Origin of the sequence: Algorimicrobium algoritergicola, from assembly GCF_008086165.1 — a bacterium.
In the GTDB taxonomy this organism is placed as follows: Bacteria; Bacteroidota; Bacteroidia; order Flavobacteriales; family Flavobacteriaceae; genus Algorimicrobium; species Algorimicrobium algoritergicola.
In genome coordinates this window covers 157,630-178,155 of the sequence record NZ_VSKL01000007.1, presented here as the reverse complement: position 1 = coordinate 178,155, position 20,526 = coordinate 157,630, and the positions used below count along the sequence as shown (strand labels likewise).

Below are 20,526 nucleotides of genomic sequence, written 5' to 3'. Positions count from 1 at the left end.
TTCTATATTAGCCATCCCAAATCATACTAACATTCATTTAAACCCCAACGCAAATGAATACATTAACCTACTTATACACATGGGTGTTTTGCGCGCTATTTTTAGGCCTAACACCAGCAGCTGCTAATACCACAGAATCCACTGTAGCTTTTAATCAACCCCAATTAGTCCGCATAGATTTTACTATGCCTAATGGCTACGTCAGGCATTTATTATTAGGTTTTACTCCTGACAATGCCGCATCAGACGGTGTTGACTATGGCTATGATGCTCTAAATATGGATAACTATCCAGACGATTTAAATTGGATGATTAATGATCAACGATACGTAATACAAGGCGTGGGAGCTTTTGATGATTCTAAACAATACCCTCTGGGCATGTTTTTGTCTAATGCTGGCAACGTAGAAATCGCTTTGGATAGATTAGAAAACTTCAATAACCCCATAAATGTTTACCTGTATGATGCTGTAAATAATACCCATACCTTATTAAATGAATCCGATTTTCAGGATACAATTTCTGAAGGAACGTATTTAGATCGTTTTTTTATAACCTTCAAAGACAATTCAGGCTCTTTAGACGAATTTGGTAACGTTATTCTTTCAATAGATGATACTGTTGATGAAAAAACAAGCATCACCTATGTAAGGAATACCAAAGAATTACATGGGAAATCACATCAAACCATTACTCAAATAGAAATCTATAATATATTAGGAAAACGCATTGGAAATTTCCAAAATATAAATAGTAAACATATTAGAATACCACTCCAGATATCAAAAGAACGTTATGGTATTATAAAAATCTATACCAAAAATGGTTATACTAGCAAAAAAGTTATTTTCTAATTGAACTGTTTATTTTTAAGTGTAAAAACTAGTGAATCATACTCACTGGTTTTTTTTTATTTACAAGGGAAGTTGGTCAATAATTTGATAATTAAGTAGTTAAAATCTTACTTATTAAATAAAAACAAATCACATCAAATAAATACTAATAACTTGTTTTTCAAGTATTTACAAAAGTTCACGCAAAAAACATATACTGTTTGTCGATTTTATATGCATTTCGTGGATGTTTTTAAAAAAATTAAATATATATTAGCAGCATCAAAAAACTAATCTAAAGTTGCTATGAAAATAAACTACTCGAAATTAAAAATCCAAACGACCTTGTTCGTGTTTTTATTTGCATTCAGTATGATGCAAGCCCAAGTAAATGCATCACGTCAGGCAAATCAATATTTAAGTGAAAAAGGTGAAGTCACTTTTAGCTTTCAAATAAATGATGTTTCTGAAATAGAATCAATGACTTCAGAAATGTCTATTCTGAATTATGACCCTAATACGCGAACCGTTTATGCCTGGGCCAATACAGAACAATTTAGAAGATTTGAAGCTAGTAATAGAACTTTTGAAGTGAACCCTGCCGATAACGAAGCTACAGGTATCGTGATGTCTAATGAATTACCTGCTAGTCAAAATAGAGGCCCTTATCCCCTAACCTTCCCCCTTACAGCCTATCCAACCTATGCGGATTACGCTTTACAAATGCAAGAATTTGCCATCAACCATCCAGATATTTGCGAATTAGTAGATATAGGAGGAACTACCGAAGGCGCTAGCGGTGGAAACAAACGCTTATTATTTCTGAAACTATCTGATAATATCGGTACTGAAGAAGCAGAACCTAAAGTGATGTATACATCTTCCATTCATGGTGATGAAATTACAGGATACCCATTAATGCTTAATTTAATTGACTATTTCATTACAGCATATAAAAACACAGGTCATTCAGATCATTTACGAATTAAAAACTTAATTGATAATTCGGAAGTATGGATTAACCCTATGGCAAATCCAGATGGTACATACTTTAATAATGCATCCAACACATCGGTAGTAAGTGCTAGAAGAGCCAATGCCAACGGTAAAGATTTAAATAGAAATTATCCAGATAACGTTAATGGTCCACATTCAAATGGACATACGTCTTATGAATTAGAAACCCAACATTTTATGAGTTTAGCTGCTAATACCCATTTTGTATTATCTGCTAACTTCCATGGTGGCGTTGAAGTTGTAAATTACCCGTGGGATAATACCTATGATAGACACGCTGATGATGATTGGTTTATCCAAATATCAAGAGAATATGCTGACAATGCGCAAGCTAATAGCCCAAGTGGTTATATGACCGGTTTAAATAATGGTATTACACATGGAGCGGATTGGTATCGCGTTTATGGCGGACGTCAAGATTATATGAACTTTACCCATCAATGTAAAGAAACGACTATGGAGTTGTCTGATACAAAATTAATTCCATCAAACCAACTAGTTAATCATTGGAACTATAATCGTGAAGCTTTAATTGAATACCTAATTCAAGGAACTTACGGTTTTCAAGGAAAAGTAAAAGATGTCGTTTCAGGAGATCCAATTGAAGCAACCATAAAACTTGTTGGTCATGATGCTGTTGGCTCTCATACCGTTAGCAACTTACCTCAGGGTGATTTTTACAGACCAGTTTTTGCGGGAACTTATAATATTTTAATTGAAGCGCCTTGCTACCAATCGGCAACCTTAACAAATCAAACCATAGCAAACTATCAAACTATTACACTGGCAGATATTTTATTAACGCCTTTAACGGCAACGGCTCCTACAAGCTTAAATACATCTGGAACTGATGCTAGCTCCACCAATGCTAGCTGGACAGCGGCAACCGCTGATAGTTTTGATCTTCGCTATCGTGAAGTAGGCACTCCTACTTGGACTGATATTTTAGGAATTTCATCCAACCCATATCAAATTACAGGATTATCACCAAATACAACCTATGAGTTTCAAGTAAAATCGTATTGTGGCTCTAACAGCACTACCTATTCTAACTCCCAACAATTCACTACAACCAATATTAATTACTGTAATGCACAAGGTAATAGCATAGAAGATGAATTTATAGGAATTGTTACTATTAATGGAACGAGTAATAACACGGTAAACTCTACAACGTCTGGATATTCAGATTTTACGGGAACGAATGTTTTTGGAGATTTAGATATTCTAACTAATGCTACTGGAAATACTATAAGTGTAACTAAAGAATGGAGTGGTGCTAATTACAACGATGCTGTTACGGCTTGGATCGATTTCAACCAAAATGGTACATTTGAGACCTCTGAAAGAATTTTCAGAAGCAGCTCTAGCACCAACAATCCAGTATCTGGAACTTTCGATGTTCCCAATGATGCTGCTTTAGGAAACACACGTATGCGTGTATTATTGAAATACTATAGTGGCGCTGGAAATAACGCTGACAATCCATGCGAATCATTTAATTATGGTGAAGTTGAAGATTATACTTTAAACATTACAAATTCAACCTTAAATGTGGATAGTTTTAACGCAAATACCATTAGAGTGTTCCCAAACCCTTTTAATAACTCTGTAAACATTAAGTTAATGGACAGCAACCCGGTGGATATTAGTGTTTTTGATATTAGTGGACGTATCGTTTCAAAATTAAACGAAGCCAATCCCGTAAATCAAACAATTACGCTAGATAACTTAAATAAACTATCAGCTGGCACCTATTTTATTCAAATACAAAATAAAGCAGGTGATAAAACAGTTGTTAAACGAATTATAAAACAGTAAAGAAAGTATAAGAGGTTAAAGCTATTGGTTTTAACCTCTTTTTTTACACTGAATTTCAACAAATCATATAGTATACTTACATTTTATCGATTTTTTTGCACGTCATAAATTGATTTTCAAAAAAACCAATAATTAGCACCTACAAACCCAAACCAATGAAATTAAACGCCCTTAAGTTTAAAACCTTAACTGCCCTAGTAATGTTTTTACTAGCTTTCAGTATGATGCAAGCCCAAGTAAATGCATCACGTCAGGCAAATCAATATTTAAGTGAAAAAGGTGAAGTCACTTTTAGCTTTCAAATAAATGATGTTTCTGAAATAGAATCAATGACTTCAGAAATGTCTATTCTGAATTATGACCCTAATACGCGAACCGTGTATGCCTGGGCAAATACAGAACAATTTAGAAGGTTTGAATCTAGTAATAGAACGTTTCAAGTAAATTCAGAAGATAACGAAGCCACCGGTATTGTTATGTCTAATGAGTTATCGCGAAGTGAAAGACGAGGCCCTTACCCCCTAACCTTTCCGTTAACAGCCTATCCTACTTATGCGGATTACGCTTTACAAATGCAAGAGTTTGCCATCAATCACCCAGATATTTGCGAATTAGTAGATATAGGTGGAACTACCGAAGGAACTGGTGGTGGAAACAAACGCTTATTATTTCTTAAGTTATCTGATAATATAAGCACTGATGAAGCAGAGCCTAAAGTGATGTACACATCATCTATGCATGGTGATGAAATCACGGGTTACCCAATAATGTTAGATTTAATTGACTATTTCATTACTGCATATAAGAACACAGGTCATTCTGACCACTTACGAATCAAAAACTTAATTGATAATTCCGAAGTATGGATTAACCCAATGGCCAACCCAGATGGTACGTATTATAACAATGCCTCTAATACATCGGTAGCAAATGCGAGACGCGCCAATGCTAACAACGTAGATTTAAATAGGAACTATCCAGATAATGTAGCTGGTCCTCATGACGACGGTTACCCTTATCAAATAGAAACGCAGCATTTTATGAGTTTAGCTGCTAATACCCATTTTGTATTATCCGCTAATTTTCATGGCGGTAAAGAAGTAATAAATTATCCATGGGATAACACTAGCGACAGGCATCCTGATGATGATTGGTTTATGCAAGTGTCTCGAGAGTATGCAACTAATGCACAAACAAATAGTCCTAGTGGTTATATGACGTACTTAAACAATGGTATAACCCATGGTGCAGATTGGTATCAAGTGTATGGTGGACGTCAGGATTATATGAATTTTTCGCATCAATGTAAAGAGGTAACTGTAGAAATTTCTAATATTAAAACGGCGCCAGCAAACCAATTGGTAAACCATTGGAACTACAACCGTGAAGCTTTAATTGAATACTTAATTCAAGGAACTTTTGGCTTTCAAGGAAAAGTAAAAGATGTCGTTTCAGGAGATCCAATTGAAGCAACCATTAAACTTGTAGGTCATGATGCTTTAGGTTCGCATACAGTGAGTTCTTTGCCTCATGGCGATTTTTACAGACCGGTTTTTGCAGGAACTTACAATATTTTAATTGAAGCGCCTTGCTATAATTCTTTAACATTATCTAATGAAACGATTGCTAATTATCAGACAAAATCTCTTGGCGATATTTTATTAACACCATTAACAGCAACTGCTCCTTCAAGTTTAAGCACTTCCGGAACAAATACAATTTCTACAAATGCTTCTTGGTCTGCTGCAACTGCTGATAGTTTTGATATTAGATACAGAACGCTTTCCGCGCCAACATGGACAGAAGTATTAGGTGTTACAAACCCGTATCAAATTACAGGACTTACCCCTAATACCACCTACGAATTTCAAGTAAAATCGTATTGTGGTTCTAATAGTACTGCTTATTCTAGTTCTCAACAGTTTACAACAACCTCACCTATACCATGTATTGGTAGTGCTGTTTCGTCCTTTCCATATACTGAAACATTTGATGGTGGCCTAGGCCTTTGGTCTCAAGGATTGAACGATATTCCGGGAGTTAATTATGAAGATTGGACTTTAAATGCTGGATCAACAATTTCTACTGAAACTGGCCCAACCGATGATTTCACTGGAGGTGGCAACTATTTATATACAGAAGCCTCTGATGCCAATGCATCGACCAATATCGGACAAGGTGTTACAGTAACCCTAATTAGTCCATGTATCGATTTAACCGCTTATGAAAATGCAAACTTTTCATTTTATTATCATATGGTCGGGGCTACAATGGGTACTATTTCAGTTGAAGTAAGTCTGGATAATGGAATTATTTGGAATCAACTAAATGCTGCTGGAAACACAGTGACAAATACACCAATTTTAATTGGTCAACAACAAACAAATCAAGGAAGTCCTTGGTTAAAACAGGCTATAAACTTGAGTAATTATGATGGTCAAGTCATCAAATTACGTTTTTCTGGAACAACGGGATCAACATGGAGCAGCGATATGGCAATCGACCAGGTTCAAGTTTCTGCAGATTTAGCGTCTAGCTCTGCACCTCCTACAGCAGTATGTCAAAACATCACAGTGCAACTAGACAATACAGGGAATGCAACGATTATAGCTACAGATGTGGATGGGGGTTCTACTGATGATGTTGCCATTACCGATTACGACATTGATATTAATTCATTTGACTGCAGTGATATTGGTACGCCCGTAAATGTAACACTTACTGTTACAGATGCAGAAGGTCAATCAGATACTTGTAATGCCACAGTTACTGTCGTTGATCAAATCGATCCAGAATTTGAGAATATTCCTGCTAATATTTTATTAACATGTGGAAGTAATCAGCCGACATGGACGGACCCTACAGCTACTGATAATTGTGATAACACATTAACAGTTACAAGAACGGATGGTACGGGTTTAAATAGTGGTGATTTATTCCCGAATGGCATAACGACAATCAGCTATTCCGTAACCGATGATTCAGGAAATATAAATACAGTTTCATTTAATGTAAATGTAACCGTTGATAATCAAAACCCTGATGCTATTTGCAAAAACCTAACCATTCAATTAGATGGCAGTGGTAACGCTACAATAACAGCGTCTCAAATCAATAATGGTTCTTCAGATAACTGTGGAATAGCCTCTATTTCTGCGTCTCAAACCGCATTTACTTGTGCCGACGTAGGTACAAACAACGTTACTTTAACCGTAACGGATGCAAATGGAAATTCAGATACGTGTATTGCCGTGGTAACAGTTACTTTACAAGATGAACCAACCGCTACGAACTGTTGGGATAATTATGTATTCAACACGGGAGATTGTGCTTGGGAAAATACTGGTACACAACCTACCGAACCAACCGCAACAAACTGTTGGGACAACTACGTATTCAACTCTGGAAATTGTACTTGGGAAAACCAAGGGTCGCAACCTGCTGAACCAACGGCGACGAACTGTTGGGATAATTATGTATTCAACAGCGGAAACTGTACTTGGGAAAACCAAGGAACGCAACCGACTGAACCAACCGCAACGAACTGCTGGGATAACTTCGTATTCAATTCTGGAAACTGTTCATGGGAAAACCAAGGAACGCAACCTGCTGAACCAACCGCGACTAATTGCTGGGATAACTATGTGTTCAACACCGGAAACTGTACTTGGGAAAACCAAGGAACGCAACCGACTGAACCAACCGCTACGAACTGTTGGGATAACTATGTGTTCAACACCGGAAACTGTACTTGGGAAAACCAAGGAACGCAACCGACTGAACCAACCGCAACAAACTGTTGGGACAACTACGTATTCAACTCTGGAGACTGTACTTGGGAAAACCAAGGATCACAACCTACCGAACCAACCGCAATGAACTGCTGGGATAACTTCGTATTCAACACCGGAAACTGTACTTGGGAGAACCAAGGATCACAACCGACTGAACCAACGGCAACAAACTGTTGGGATAACTATGTGTTTAATGTAGGTAACTGTACTTGGGAAAACCAAGGGTCACAACCGACTGAACCAACCGCAACGAACTGCTGGGATAACTTCGTATTCAATTCTGGAAACTGTTCATGGGAAAACCAAGGAACGCAACCTGCTGAACCAACCGCAACAAACTGTTGGGATAACTACGTATTCAACACCGGAAACTGTTCTTGGCAAAATCAAGGATCACAACCAACTGAACCAACGGCGACAAACTGTTGGGATAATTATGTATTCAACTCTGGAAACTGTTCTTGGGAAAATCAAGGAACGCAACCTACGGAACCAACCGCGACGAACTGTTGGGATAATTATGTATTCAACACAGGAAATTGTACTTGGGAAAACCAAGGGTCACAACCTACGGAACCAACGGCGACGAACTGTTGGGATAACTATGTGTTTAATGTAGGAAACTGTTCTTGGGAAAACCAAGGGTCGCAACCTGCTGAACCAACTGCTACGAACTGTTGGGATAATTACGTATTCAATTCTGGAAACTGTTCATGGGAAAACCAAGGCTCACAGCCAACTGAACCAACGGCTACGAACTGTTGGGATAATTATGTATTCAACACAGGAAATTGTACTTGGGAAAACCAAGGGTCACAACCTACGGAACCAACCGCGACGAACTGTTGGGATAACTATGTATTCAACACAGGAGATTGTGCTTGGGAGAACCAAGGAACGCAACCTGCTGAACCAACCGCAACAAACTGTTGGGATAATTATGTATTCAATTCTGGAAACTGTTCATGGGAAAACCAAGGCTCACAACCTGCTGAACCAACGGCTACTAACTGTTGGGATAACTATGTATTCAGCACAGGAGATTGTGCTTGGGAGAACCAAGGAACGCAACCTGCTGAACCAACGGCTACGAACTGTTGGGATAATTATGTATTCAACACAGGAAATTGTACTTGGGAAAACCAAGGGTCACAACCCACGGAACCAACCGCGACGAACTGTTGGGATAACTATGTGTTCAACACAGGTAACTGTTCTTGGCAAAATCAAGGATCACAACCAACTGAACCAACGGCGACAAACTGTTGGGATAATTATGTATTCAACTCTGGAAACTGTTCTTGGGAAAATCAAGGATCACAACCAACTGAACCAACGGCGACAAACTGTTGGGATAATTATGTGTTCAACTCTGGAAACTGTTCTTGGGAAAATCAAGGAACGCAACCTACTGAACCAACAACTGCTTTAGAATGCTGGGAAACCAGATCATTCGATGACACCAATTGTGAGTGGATCGTTACTGGAACGCAACCGACTGAACCAACCGCAACGAACTGCTGGGATAACTTCGTATTCAACACAGGAAACTGTACTTGGGAAAACCAAGGCTCACAACCTGCTGAACCAACCGCAACAAACTGTTGGGACAACTATGTATTCAACACAGGTGACTGTACTTGGGAAAACCAAGGATCTCAACCTGCGGAACCAACAGCAACAAACTGCTGGGATAATTACGTATTCAACACCGGGAACTGTTCATGGGAAAACCAAGGAACGCAACCTGCGGAACCAACAGCAACCAACTGTTGGGATAGTTATGTATTCAACACTGGGAACTGTACTTGGGAAAATCAAGGGTCGCAACCTGCTGAACCAACCGGTTTAGAATGTTGGGAAACAGCAACCTTTAATACGGCAACCTGTGTTTGGGATGTTACTAATGATGGGGATACTGTAGATCCTGTTTGTAATATTCAGAATATAACGGTTGAATTAGATGCATTTGGAAATGCAACCATTACAGCTGATCAAATTGATAATGGATCAACTGATGCTTGTGATATAGATACCATTTCTGTTACCCCTAATACATTTGATTCGAATGACATTGGTGACAACAATGTGGTATTTACCGTAACAGATAACAGTGGCAACACCTCAAATTGTAACGCCATAGTTACGGTTATGGAATCCACATTAAGTAACCCAAAATTTGATTATGAGAATGTAAGCATTCAGCCAAATCCGTTTAACAATTATATACAAATCAGTTTACCGACGTCTATTGCTAATGATCTATTTACAATTCAACTTTTCGACGTAAATGGCAGATTGGTGTATAACCAAATACAATCTGGTAAACAAGGAACCCTTGCGGTTCAAGGATTAGACAAATTACAACAAGGTCCATACTTTATAAAATTAATTAATAAAAACAATGGTTATAGCGTGGTTAAAAAGTTGATAAGGTTCTAATAATCAATTAAGTGATAAAATCATGGCAGGTCTACAAAAACCTGCCATTTTTATAGCACTAAAAATCAATGAGTTAAAAATTATATTTGCATTTCGTCGATTATATTTGCATTTCATGGAATATTTCTCTTATATTTGTCCCCAAGCTATTAATAAAAATTAATTAGTCCCAAAACTAATAAATTGACTACTTATGAAAAATTCTACTATCCACGTACGAAAGTACCTATTACTATTTAGTGTACTTTTATTTTCAAGTTACTCATTCTCTCAAACAACCCTTTATTCCGAAAACTTCCAAAGTAGTTTTGGGGGCTGGACTGTTTCTTCGTCGGGATCTGGAACTGGTGAATGGTTAAGAGGCACAAACGTATCTCATAACACGGGTAATACGGGAAACTATATTCATTCTAGTAAATACACATCTCAATATAACAACAATACATTTATAACAGCAACTAGTCCTACCATAAACTTAAGTGGTTATACCAATCTAAATTTAGAAATTGATATCTGGTACGATACGGAAGCAGCCTGGGACGGCATGAAAATAGAGTACTCGCTTAATAACGGTTCTACTTGGAGTGATTTAGGATCTGTTACTAATACCAATTGGTATAATGACACGGATGTGGATGCCTTCAATAATGGTGAAGATGGTTGGTCAGGAAGTAGTGCAGGTTGGATAACACGAAATCTTAATTTGTCAACGGAGAATATAAATTTTGAAACGAGTACACAAGTTAGGTTTAGAATTTTATTTGCTTCCGATGGAAATGTGATTAGGACAGGTGTCGCTTTTGATGAAATATTAATTGAAGGAAACATAGCGGTTCCTCAACCAGAAATAGACATCACAGGACTAACAATCTCCATACCTGATGGTGATACTACACCATCTACTGCCGATGACACAGAATTTGGAACGGTAGGATCAGGATCTACAGCAGATCATACATTTACCATACACAATCGAGGAACAGCTACTTTAAATTTAACCGGTGGATCACCGCTAGTTGATATTTCTGGAAATGCAGCTTTTACCATTCTAACACAACCTGGAGGAAACACCATAGCTGCTGGAAACAGTCGCACATTTGTAGTACGCTTTGCCCCTACGGCCATTGGAATAGTGACAGCCAATATTTCAATTGACAATAATGATAGTAATGAAAACCCTTATAATTTTAGGGTTCAAGGAACAGGCGTTGCGCCATTAACTGAAGGTCCTGGTGGAGTCACTAGCGATTTAGCCCTATGGTTAAAAGGAACCGATGGTTTAGCGTACACAGACGGGCAACCAGTTTCCTTGTGGGCTGACCAAGGCCGCGGTGCTAACGCAACTGCTCCAACGGGATTAGAACCAACCTACCGCGATGCCCCTTTATTCAATGTAAACTTTAATCCTGTTGTAGATTTTGATAATGATTATGACACTGCCGGAGAAGACTTTGACTTTTCGGACACCAACAGAAATACATTAGTAGGAACAGAAGGTTTTTATACACAAGATATGTTTGTGGTGGTTATTCCTGATGTAAATGTTACTTCGTCATTAGCCAGTATGGATGTCTTTTGTGGAGACATAGACCCTGTAACTAACGAAAGGGATGGATCTGGTATTGGATATGGTAAATATTCTGTACGATTTGACAATGAAATTATTTCATATTGTGTTAACACAACATCAACTTCAACTGTACCTGTGGCTGATAGAGGTTACGGAATTGCACATACCGGCACATCAGATAATTATAACAATGTAGGTATTATTAACTCCAAAAATAATTCAAACTCCCCTACAAGTAGTGTATTATTATATAATGCTAATGATATAGGAAATACAGAAGTAGGAGTGCCACAATTTGAAAATGTTACCAACTCCAGATACTTTTTAGGAAGAAGTGAAGCGTTTAAAGGTAGTTACGAAGGTAGAATTGCTGAAGTTATCACATACTCGGCTAAAAAAGATGATGCCAATCAAACGCAAGAACGCAACCGTATCCAATCCTATTTAGCCATTAAATATGGTATTACATTAGGTGCTAATGGAACCTCTCAAGATTATGTAGATAGTGATGGAACACTGATTTGGGATGCGAATACAGGTACACCTGCAGAAGATGTTTTCAACTATGATATTGCCGGAATAGGTCGTGATGATGCATCTGATTTATTACAAAAACAATCTCGTAGTGTCAATAACGCAGTTGATGGTGGCTTTAGAGCACAAGGTGTATTAACCATTGGTATGGGAGCTATTTCTAACACCAACAATTTAAATGCTAATTCAGAATTAGATGATAAAGAATTCCTAGTTTGGGGTAATAATGGCATTGATTTAGATACGGCCTCACCAGATATTACAGTAAATATGAGTTCGGCTATTTCACCAGCCCTTACAACAGATGTGTCATTTTCTGCTATCAGTAGAACATGGAAGGTTGTGGAGAATGTTGGTAGTGGAGGCGATATTCCTACTGTAGAAGTCGCTATTCTAAGAAGCGCTGTAAGAACTGCAACACCTCCAAATGGTCGTTATTTAATGTTTATTTCTGATACACCAAACTTTGATCCAACGGCCGATTACCGTGTTATGACAGAAGGAACAAACGAATTAGGTGAAGCTATTTTAAAAACGAATTATGATTTTGATGACACCAAATACATCACTTTTGGTTGGGCACCAGAGCGTACGTTTGAACGTTCAGTATATTTCAATGGAACTACAAACTATATGGACATGGAAGATGCTTTGGATGTTAATCCAACGGCCTTCACTATTTCATCATGGATTAGACGTGATGTAAACTCTTTAAATAAATCTATCGTTTCAAAACGTGATGCAGCATTTACTGAAGGTTACGACTTAAAAATAAACGCTGTTGGTCAGTTTGAAGCTTCTTGGAAAACAGCTTCCGGAGCAATCCAAAGAACAACCTCTAATACCATTATCCCTGAAGATGAATGGCATCAAGTAGCAGTTATTTATCAAGGTGGAACTGCTTATATATATATTGATGGCATATTAGATAAACAAGCTGCCAAAACAGCACCTAATAATACAGATCAATCATTTTATATTGGCGCAGCATCCAAATTAATTCCTCAAGCATTTTTTAAAGGAAATATAGACGAAGTACGCGTTTGGAATACAGCTTTAACGGTTAAACAATTGCGCTATATCATGAATCAGGAAATTGCAAACAACTCTGGATTTGTTGGAGGGGCTTATTTCTTGAGTAAAGGCGTAACACCTACAAAAGATGAAGTTGCTGCTATTCCTTGGTCTAGCTTGGCTGGTTATTACCCAATGTCTACTTACACGTATACCAACACGAAAGATGAATCTGGTAATGGCCACCAAGGTGCTTTACGTAGCTTAAGAACGGTAGATAGACAAACTGCCCCATTACCTTATAAAACCATCGGTACGGGAACGAGTGATTGGAGCCTGCATACGACTTGGTTAAATGGAAATTTACAAACCATACCTGGAGCTAATTCTTTAGTTGATAATACGATTACTGTAGATTGGAACATTGTTGAGATTAACGATGACGTTACCATGGACAATAGTAGTTTAACAGCAGGGAATTTAGGAAACCGAAACCTTTTAGCTTTATTTGTGGAATCTAGCAAATTAACTTTAGATGGAGATAACACAGCAGAAACAGGAAATGGTGTAACCGTTACGCACTACTTAAATTTGTTAGGAAAAATAGATTTAGAAGGTGAGTCGCAATTAATACAAACCATTGATAGTGATTTAAATGTCGGTATTTCGGGTTCTCTTGAAAAAGATCAACAAGGTACACTCGACGTATTCACTTATAACTATTGGAGTGCGCCTGTAGGAAACACGGCAACGGCAAATTCAAATAATTTTAGTTATTCGTTGAATAATAACATTATGAAAGATGGTACATCATCAGGAGCACCAGCGAACATAACTTATGTAGGTGGATATAATGGTTCTAATAGTGATGCCGATCTTAAAATTGCGCACTATTGGATATGGAAATACAATAACCGTATTGCAGATAATTACGCGTCTTGGCAGCATGTTAGAAATACAGGAACGTTATTAGCCGGAGAAGGATTCACCATGAAAGGTGTTACTAATACGTCTGGAGTCGTATCGCTAGAACAAAACTATGTGTTTGATGGAAAACCGAATAACGGAAATGTTGGCTTATCTATTAATGCTGGTAATGAATATTTAGTTGGTAATCCTTATGCTTCTGCCATTGATGCAGAACAATTTATAACAGATAATGGCCCTACCATTTCAGGATCTGGAGCAAATCCTGCTATTAGTGGTACGCTTTATTTCTGGGAACATTGGGGCGGAGGCTCACATGTTACCGCTGAATACCAAGGTGGTTATGGTACTTATAATTTCTCGGGTGGTACACCTGCAGCATCTATGGGTTCAAATCATCCCGATGGTGGAACTGGTGGCACAGCTACTAAAACTCCAGGACGTTATATTCCGGTTGGACAAGGTTTCTTTGTTGCAGGCGAGTCTAATGGTAGCGTCGTGTTTAATAACGGACAACGTAAATTCCAAAAAGAAGGCGGTACTGCTTCTGTATTTATGAGATCTACGGAAGACAATATTGATGTTGTGGATACACGTATGAAAATCCGATTAGGTTTCAACTCCTCGAATACCATTCACAGACAATTATTAGTTACCGCTGATGATCGTGCCTCTATAGATTACGATTGGGGATTTGATGGCTTATTAAATGAAGTCCAAATTGACGAAATGTCATGGGTAATACATGCAGATAAATATACGATTCAAGGTATTAATACCTTTACGGAAGATACGGTTCTACCATTAAACATCATTACTAGTGATGCCGGTTTAAATAACATAACGATCGATAGTTTAGAAAACATTCCGAATGATTTAGACATATTTGTACGTGATATTGCGTTAGATATTTATCATAATCTACGTACAAATGGCGACTATGAAATCTATTTAGATGCTGGTGAATATACTGATCGTTTTGAAATTACATTTAGAGATGGCTATTCGTTAAGTACTGAAGATGTTACGGTTCAAGAAAACTTACAAGTTTACTTCGCTAACACCAAAGGAAGTATCATTATCCACAACCCGAAAAGGGTCCATTTAGATGCTGCTGAAATGTTCAATATTTTAGGACAATCTATAATTCGAATTGATACTTTAGAAGATACAAACTATCAAGAAATTAAAGTGAATGGTTTAAGTACGGGTACCTATATCATTAATCTTGAAAAAACCGATGGGAGCATCATATCCAAAAAAGTAATAGTGAAATAATCATAATATATTATAAATAAAAAAGCCCTGAAAAGAAATTTTCAGGGCTTTTTTTATGGATTATTTTTGCTTCTACTTACAATAGCTTTAAGCTAATTTTTGAGCCAAAGCAACTAATGACAATTCATATTGCTCACCTGAAATCATATTCTTTAACGTGTATGTATCCTGCTCCATTTCGTTATCACCTACTAAAACCACAAAAGGAATGTTTCGCTTATTTGCGTGATTCATTTGTTTTTTCATTTTAGCATCATCAGGATACAGTTCGGCATTAATACCTTTTAAGCGCAATTGCTTAATAGCTTTTAAACTAAACAGCGCTTCCGCTTCACCAAAATTGATAAACAAAACATCAATATTTTTAGTAACCGTTTCTGGAAATAAATTCAGTTCTTCTAATACTAAATAAATGCGGTCTAACCCAAAACTAATTCCAACACCACTCATATCTTTAAGACCGAAGATTCCCGTTAAATCATCATAACGACCACCTCCACCTATGGATCCCATATTCACACCTTCTGGTGCAGATACTTCATAAATAGCACCTGTGTAATAATTTAAACCACGCGCTAAAGTAACGTCCAATTGTAATTTGGCAGATTGTAAACCGAGTTCTGAAATGGCTTTATCAATAAATGCCAATTCATCAAGACCTTTTCTACCTGCTTCTGAAGCACTCAAAATAGTTTTAAGTTGTTCTATTTGCGAATTGAAGTCGCCAGACAATGTAAACAACGGCTCTAATTTATCAATTCCATCTTGCGAAATACCTTTTTCCAGCATTTCCGCTTTTACCTTCTCCTCACCTATCTTATCCAATTTATCTAAAGCAACGGTAAAGTCGATAAGTTTATCACTGGCACCAATAACTTCGGCTATACCCGATAATATTTTACGGTTATTAATTTTAATGGTAACACCTTCTAATTTTAAAGCTGAAAAAACGCTGTCATATAATTGGACGAATTCCACTTCTTGCCATAAGGATGTTGATCCAACCACATCGGCATCACACTGGAAAAATTCTCTAAAACGTCCTTTTTGCGGTCTATCCGCGCGCCAAACAGGTTGCATTTGGTAGCGTTTAAATGGAAACTCAATTTCGTTTTGGTGTTGAACAACGTAGCGCGCAAACGGAACGGTAAGATCGTAACGTAAAGCTTTTTCAGAAATGCTAGCTGTTATTTTATTTGAATCTTTTTCAGAATACAACCCATCATCAACCTTACTCAGATAATCGCCTGAATTCAAAATCTTAAAAATCAACCGATCACCTTCTTCGCCATATTTTCCCATAAGGGTATCCGAATTTTCAAAACTAGGGGTTTCTATTGGTTGAAATCCGAAAGTTTCAAATTGGGTCTGGATGGTTTGAAATATATAATTACGTTTGGCTACTTGCTCTGGATTAAAATCGCGTGTGCCTTTTGGTATGCTTGGTTTTTGTGCCATAATCTTTTACCACGAAAGTGGAAATCTCTTTTTAATCCCGACAAACATCAGGACTTATTTATACTAACTTCTTAACAAAAATAATTAATAATCAGCTGTCATTACGCTCTTTTTCCTTTAAATAAGCGTGATAATCTTTTTAAAAATATGCAGAACGTAAATTATAAAGATTGCCACGTCACTCCTATCGTCGTTTCTCGCAATGACAATGCTACTATTAATTAATCAGTCTATCTAAATACTGAAACAAGTCGCCTTTAGTAATAACACCGCCTTGTTGAATGAGTTGAAATTTATCAGCATTTTTATCGTCTGTATAGTCTTTTTTCGCTTGAAGAAACTCCACATCATCATCCATTAAATTCTCACGCAACCAATTAAAACCGTCTGTTGTGGTTAAATCGATTGGATTTTTCAACTTCACAGCTATCAGTTGCATGTTGTCTTCTTTTAAATGAAACAGATGCATTTGTTGTGGCGAAATATGTTCTATATAATCCACTTTATTTAAAACACCTTCCCAAACTAGATCACTAAACACGTCTAATTCCTGTTCAGCTACTTCGGGTTTGTTGGTTTTAATATCGGTCCACTCATCTGCTGTGATGGTCTGTGTCGCTAGAAAATTTATAAACTCTTGATGTAATTCTTCAAATTGTTCTTTGGTTAATCTTGCGTATTTCATGAGTACTAATTAATTTATTATTCTATTATTTTAAAATATTCAACGCGTTGGCTGCTTCAAATGGTCTATCGGTTGCAAAAACATCAATACCTAGCTTTTGCCATTTCATATAAAGTATATCGCCTTTGGTTTCCGCTTGTTTGTCCAAGTTACCAAGTGTTCCTAACATGGTTTTAATTCCTTTTTTATGCAAATTAGTATATAATGTGGTGTCAGATAATCTGGTTCCTGTAAAGGCAATCATATGCTTCGTAGGAATTTCAGATTCCAATAACCAATCTAATTCCTGCTGATTCCTGGCAGAAACAGATAGCAATAATTCGGGTGCTAATTGATATGCTTTATTAGCTTGTTCCATATCATACGTGATAATTATAGAAATATCTTCAGCTTGGTTTTCACGAATGGCTTGAATAACTTCAGCAACATCCACACTTTTTTTAATATCAATCGTTAAAATGGCATTATTAGCTTTGGACCATTTAAGGACTTCTGTAAATTTTGGAATTTTAAAATTGGTACTATTTCCAAAGTCATCAATTAAATAAAAAGCTTGAAGTTCATCAAACGTATAGTTTGTCAATTTATCCGTTCCTGTTGTTGTGCGTTCCAAGGTATTATCATGCATTAAAACCAAGACGCCATCTTTTGTTTTAGCCACATCAATTTCAAAAACGGCGGCAATACTATCGTTCACATATTTAATAGTTTCCAAACAGTTTTCAGGATAATTTGCTAAACCAACTCCACCTCTATGCACACTAATTAAAGGTGATGCATTGGGTTGGTACTGAAACGTTTCAATTAAAGCTGAAGGTTTAAAAGTAGAACTAACCGTGTCATTTGATTGAATTGGTTGATTTGGTTCATTGGTTTTATCCTTACATGAAAAGAGGACTAAAAAAACGAGTATTAATGATATTCTCATGGTAAGCATTTTAGGGTAATAATCTTTAAAAATTGACATTAAAAAAACCGTTTAGAGCCATTCTAAACGGTTTTTATTGTACTATGCAAAGTGTTAAATTACGCTTGTGCAATAACCTCGAATGGTAATTCTACAGTTACTTCTCTATGTAAACGAATAACCGCATCATACTGACCTAAACGCTTAATACTACCACCTGTGATAGTAATGAATTTTTTGTCAATAGTGTGTCCTTCTTTTTCAAAAGCTTCAACTAAATCTGCTTTGGTAATTGAACCAAATAATTTATCACCAGCTGATGCACCTTCAGTAGCTTTAGCAGTAATCTTAATCTCTAGAGATTTGATTGCTTCAGCAATTTTAGTAGCATCATCAATAATTTTCTTGTCTTTAAATGCACGTTGCTTTAAATTTTCAGCTAATACTTTCTTTGCAGAAGTAGTTGCTAAAATAGCTTGACCATGAGGAATTAAAAAATTTCTCCCATAACCATTCTTTACAGTTACAACATCGTCTTTAAATCCTAGATTCTCAACGTCTTGTTTTAATATAAGTTCCATTGTTATGAGTATTTTATTTTAATAAATCGGCCACGTATGGCATTAATGCTAAATGACGTGCTCTTTTTACAGCTACAGATACTTTTCTTTGGTATTTTAAAGAAGTTCCTGTTAAACGTCTTGGTAAAATTTTACCTTGTTCATTTACAAATCCTAATAACCAGTCTGGATTTTTATAATCCACATACTTGATACCAGATTTCTTAAAACGACAGTATTTTTTCGCTTTGTTCGTGTCTATATTTAACGGTGTTAAATATCTAATTTCACCGTCTTTCTTTCCTTTTGCTTGTTGCTCTATAGATGACATAATTACGCTTTTTCTTTAAGTTTAACTCTTCTTCTTTCTGCCCAAGATACAGCATGCTTATCTAAAGCAACTGTTAAGTAACGCATAAAACGCTCATCACGTCTAAACTCTACTTCTAATGGATTGATAACTTCGCCATCAACTTGATATTCGAATAAGTGGTAAAAACCACTTTTTTTGTTTTGAATTGGGTACGCTAATTTTTTTAAGCCCCAATCCTCTTTGGATATCATCTTCGCTCCTTTAGAAACAAGAAATTCTTCGTATTTCTGTACTGTTTCCTTTATCTGAACTTCAGATAAAACGGGATTTAAGATGAAAACAGTTTCATAATGATTCATAAAAATCTAAATTTTATAGTTAAAAATGGGTGCAAAAGTAATTATTTATTTCATATATTACAACATAATTCCAAAGTATATTCGTATTTTAATTATTTCAATGAATTCTTGTTAACGAAATGTTAAAATAAACGTTTTATCGGTGTTATTTGGTTTTTAACCGAATTTTTTGTACTATTGTCGATATCTTAACCGAAATAAAACATAATGTTATGACATTAAACTGTGTAGTAGTTGACGACTCCGCGATTCAACGTCTCTCGATTGTTAAATTAATTGAAAATCACCCCTCTCTTAATTTAATTGCCGAGTACAATAGTGCGTTAGAAACCAAAAACGGCTTAAATACCCATAAAGTAGACTTAATTTTCTTGGATATTGAAATGCCTGTATTAAATGGTTTTGAATTGTTGGATGTTTTAAATAACAAACCCCAAATTATTTTTGTAACTGGTAAAACGGAATACGCCTTTAAAGCATTTAATTATGATGCTACGGATTATTTACACAAACCTATTACACGCGAACGCTTTAATACAGCTGTTGATAAAGCCGTTGAGCAACATAAACTTAAATTAGATTTTAACGAAACTGAAGGTGAACACATTTTTGTGAAAAGTAACTTGAAAAAACGTAAAGTCTATATTAAAGATATTAAATGGATTGAAGCACTTGGCGATTATGTAAAATTAGTTACTGAAGAAACCAGCCTTGTTGTCCTTTCTACTATGAAAGCTTTTGAACATGAACTTCCTGAAGGGAAATTTTTAAGGATTCACAAATCTTATATCGTGAATTTAGATAAAGTGGACCGATTCAATAGTAAAAACGTTGAAGTTGGCGCTTATGAAATTCCTTTAAGTCGAAATAAAAAGACCCAATTGGTCGATGCACTAAACAATATTTAATAAAACTCCTGATCTAAACATCAGGATTTTTTTTGTTTTATAGCTTCGGTTTAAGATTGGATGTAATCAATTATCTAAAATCATTAATTTGATATTTCTATAATTT

The 20,526-nt window shown here is 36.4% G+C and carries 11 protein-coding genes; 5 read left to right on the top strand and 6 right to left on the bottom strand.

Annotated features, from left to right (window positions below):
• The first annotated feature begins 53 nt into the window (after positions 1 to 53).
• The 4 genes from ES675_RS15270 (at position 54) to ES675_RS15255 (ending at position 15,230) form a co-directional block, all read left to right on the top strand.
• Entirely contained in the window at positions 54 to 854 is an 801-nt protein-coding gene (locus ES675_RS15270; protein WP_066256536.1) for a T9SS type A sorting domain-containing protein, read from the top strand.
• A gap of 285 nt (positions 855 to 1,139) precedes the next feature.
• Positions 1,140 to 3,671: a M14 family zinc carboxypeptidase gene (locus ES675_RS15265; RefSeq protein WP_082986010.1), complete on the top strand. Its 2,532-nt coding sequence runs from the start codon at positions 1,140 to 1,142 to the stop codon at positions 3,669 to 3,671.
• A 155-nt stretch (positions 3,672 to 3,826) separates the two neighbouring features.
• Complete coding sequence (locus ES675_RS15260) at positions 3,827 to 9,907, top strand: M14 family zinc carboxypeptidase (RefSeq protein ID WP_148367545.1); 6,081 nt, start codon at positions 3,827 to 3,829, stop codon at positions 9,905 to 9,907.
• 193 nt (positions 9,908 to 10,100) lie between these two features.
• Positions 10,101 to 15,230 carry a LamG-like jellyroll fold domain-containing protein gene (locus tag ES675_RS15255; protein ID WP_066257139.1) on the top strand — a complete coding sequence of 1,710 codons (5,130 nt, stop codon included), beginning with the start codon at positions 10,101 to 10,103 and terminating at the stop codon, positions 15,228 to 15,230.
• Between the two features lie 87 nt (positions 15,231 to 15,317).
• On the opposite strand, the gene hisS is transcribed toward ES675_RS15255, so the two are convergent.
• From hisS to rpsF, 6 genes are all read right to left on the bottom strand, one after another.
• Positions 15,318 to 16,688 (bottom strand): histidine--tRNA ligase, encoded by a 1,371-nt coding sequence (hisS, locus tag ES675_RS15250; RefSeq protein WP_066252584.1) that lies wholly within the window; start codon positions 16,686 to 16,688, stop codon positions 15,318 to 15,320.
• Between the two features lie 217 nt (positions 16,689 to 16,905).
• Positions 16,906 to 17,373, bottom strand: coding sequence for a DUF6495 family protein (locus ES675_RS15245; RefSeq protein WP_066252586.1), 468 nt, complete (start codon positions 17,371 to 17,373; stop codon positions 16,906 to 16,908).
• Between the two features lie 25 nt (positions 17,374 to 17,398).
• Positions 17,399 to 18,301: a glycerophosphodiester phosphodiesterase family protein gene (locus ES675_RS15240; protein WP_066252727.1), complete on the bottom strand. Its 903-nt coding sequence runs from the start codon at positions 18,299 to 18,301 to the stop codon at positions 17,399 to 17,401.
• A gap of 98 nt (positions 18,302 to 18,399) precedes the next feature.
• Complete coding sequence (gene rplI, locus ES675_RS15235; RefSeq protein WP_066252587.1) at positions 18,400 to 18,861, bottom strand: 50S ribosomal protein L9; 462 nt, start codon at positions 18,859 to 18,861, stop codon at positions 18,400 to 18,402.
• A gap of 13 nt (positions 18,862 to 18,874) precedes the next feature.
• Positions 18,875 to 19,174 (bottom strand): 30S ribosomal protein S18, encoded by a 300-nt coding sequence (gene rpsR / locus ES675_RS15230; protein ID WP_197072705.1) that lies wholly within the window; start codon positions 19,172 to 19,174, stop codon positions 18,875 to 18,877.
• Positions 19,174 to 19,512 (bottom strand): 30S ribosomal protein S6, encoded by a 339-nt coding sequence (gene rpsF / locus ES675_RS15225; protein WP_048331169.1) that lies wholly within the window; start codon positions 19,510 to 19,512, stop codon positions 19,174 to 19,176. The genes rpsR and rpsF overlap by 1 nt, the downstream gene beginning before the upstream one ends.
• Before the next feature lie 212 nt (positions 19,513 to 19,724).
• Here rpsF and ES675_RS15220 point away from each other — a divergent pair, with 212 nt between their 5' ends.
• A complete protein-coding gene (locus ES675_RS15220; RefSeq protein ID WP_048331193.1) occupies positions 19,725 to 20,420 on the top strand; it encodes a LytR/AlgR family response regulator transcription factor in 696 nt (231 codons plus the stop codon).
• Positions 20,421 to 20,526: the final 106 nt, after the last annotated feature.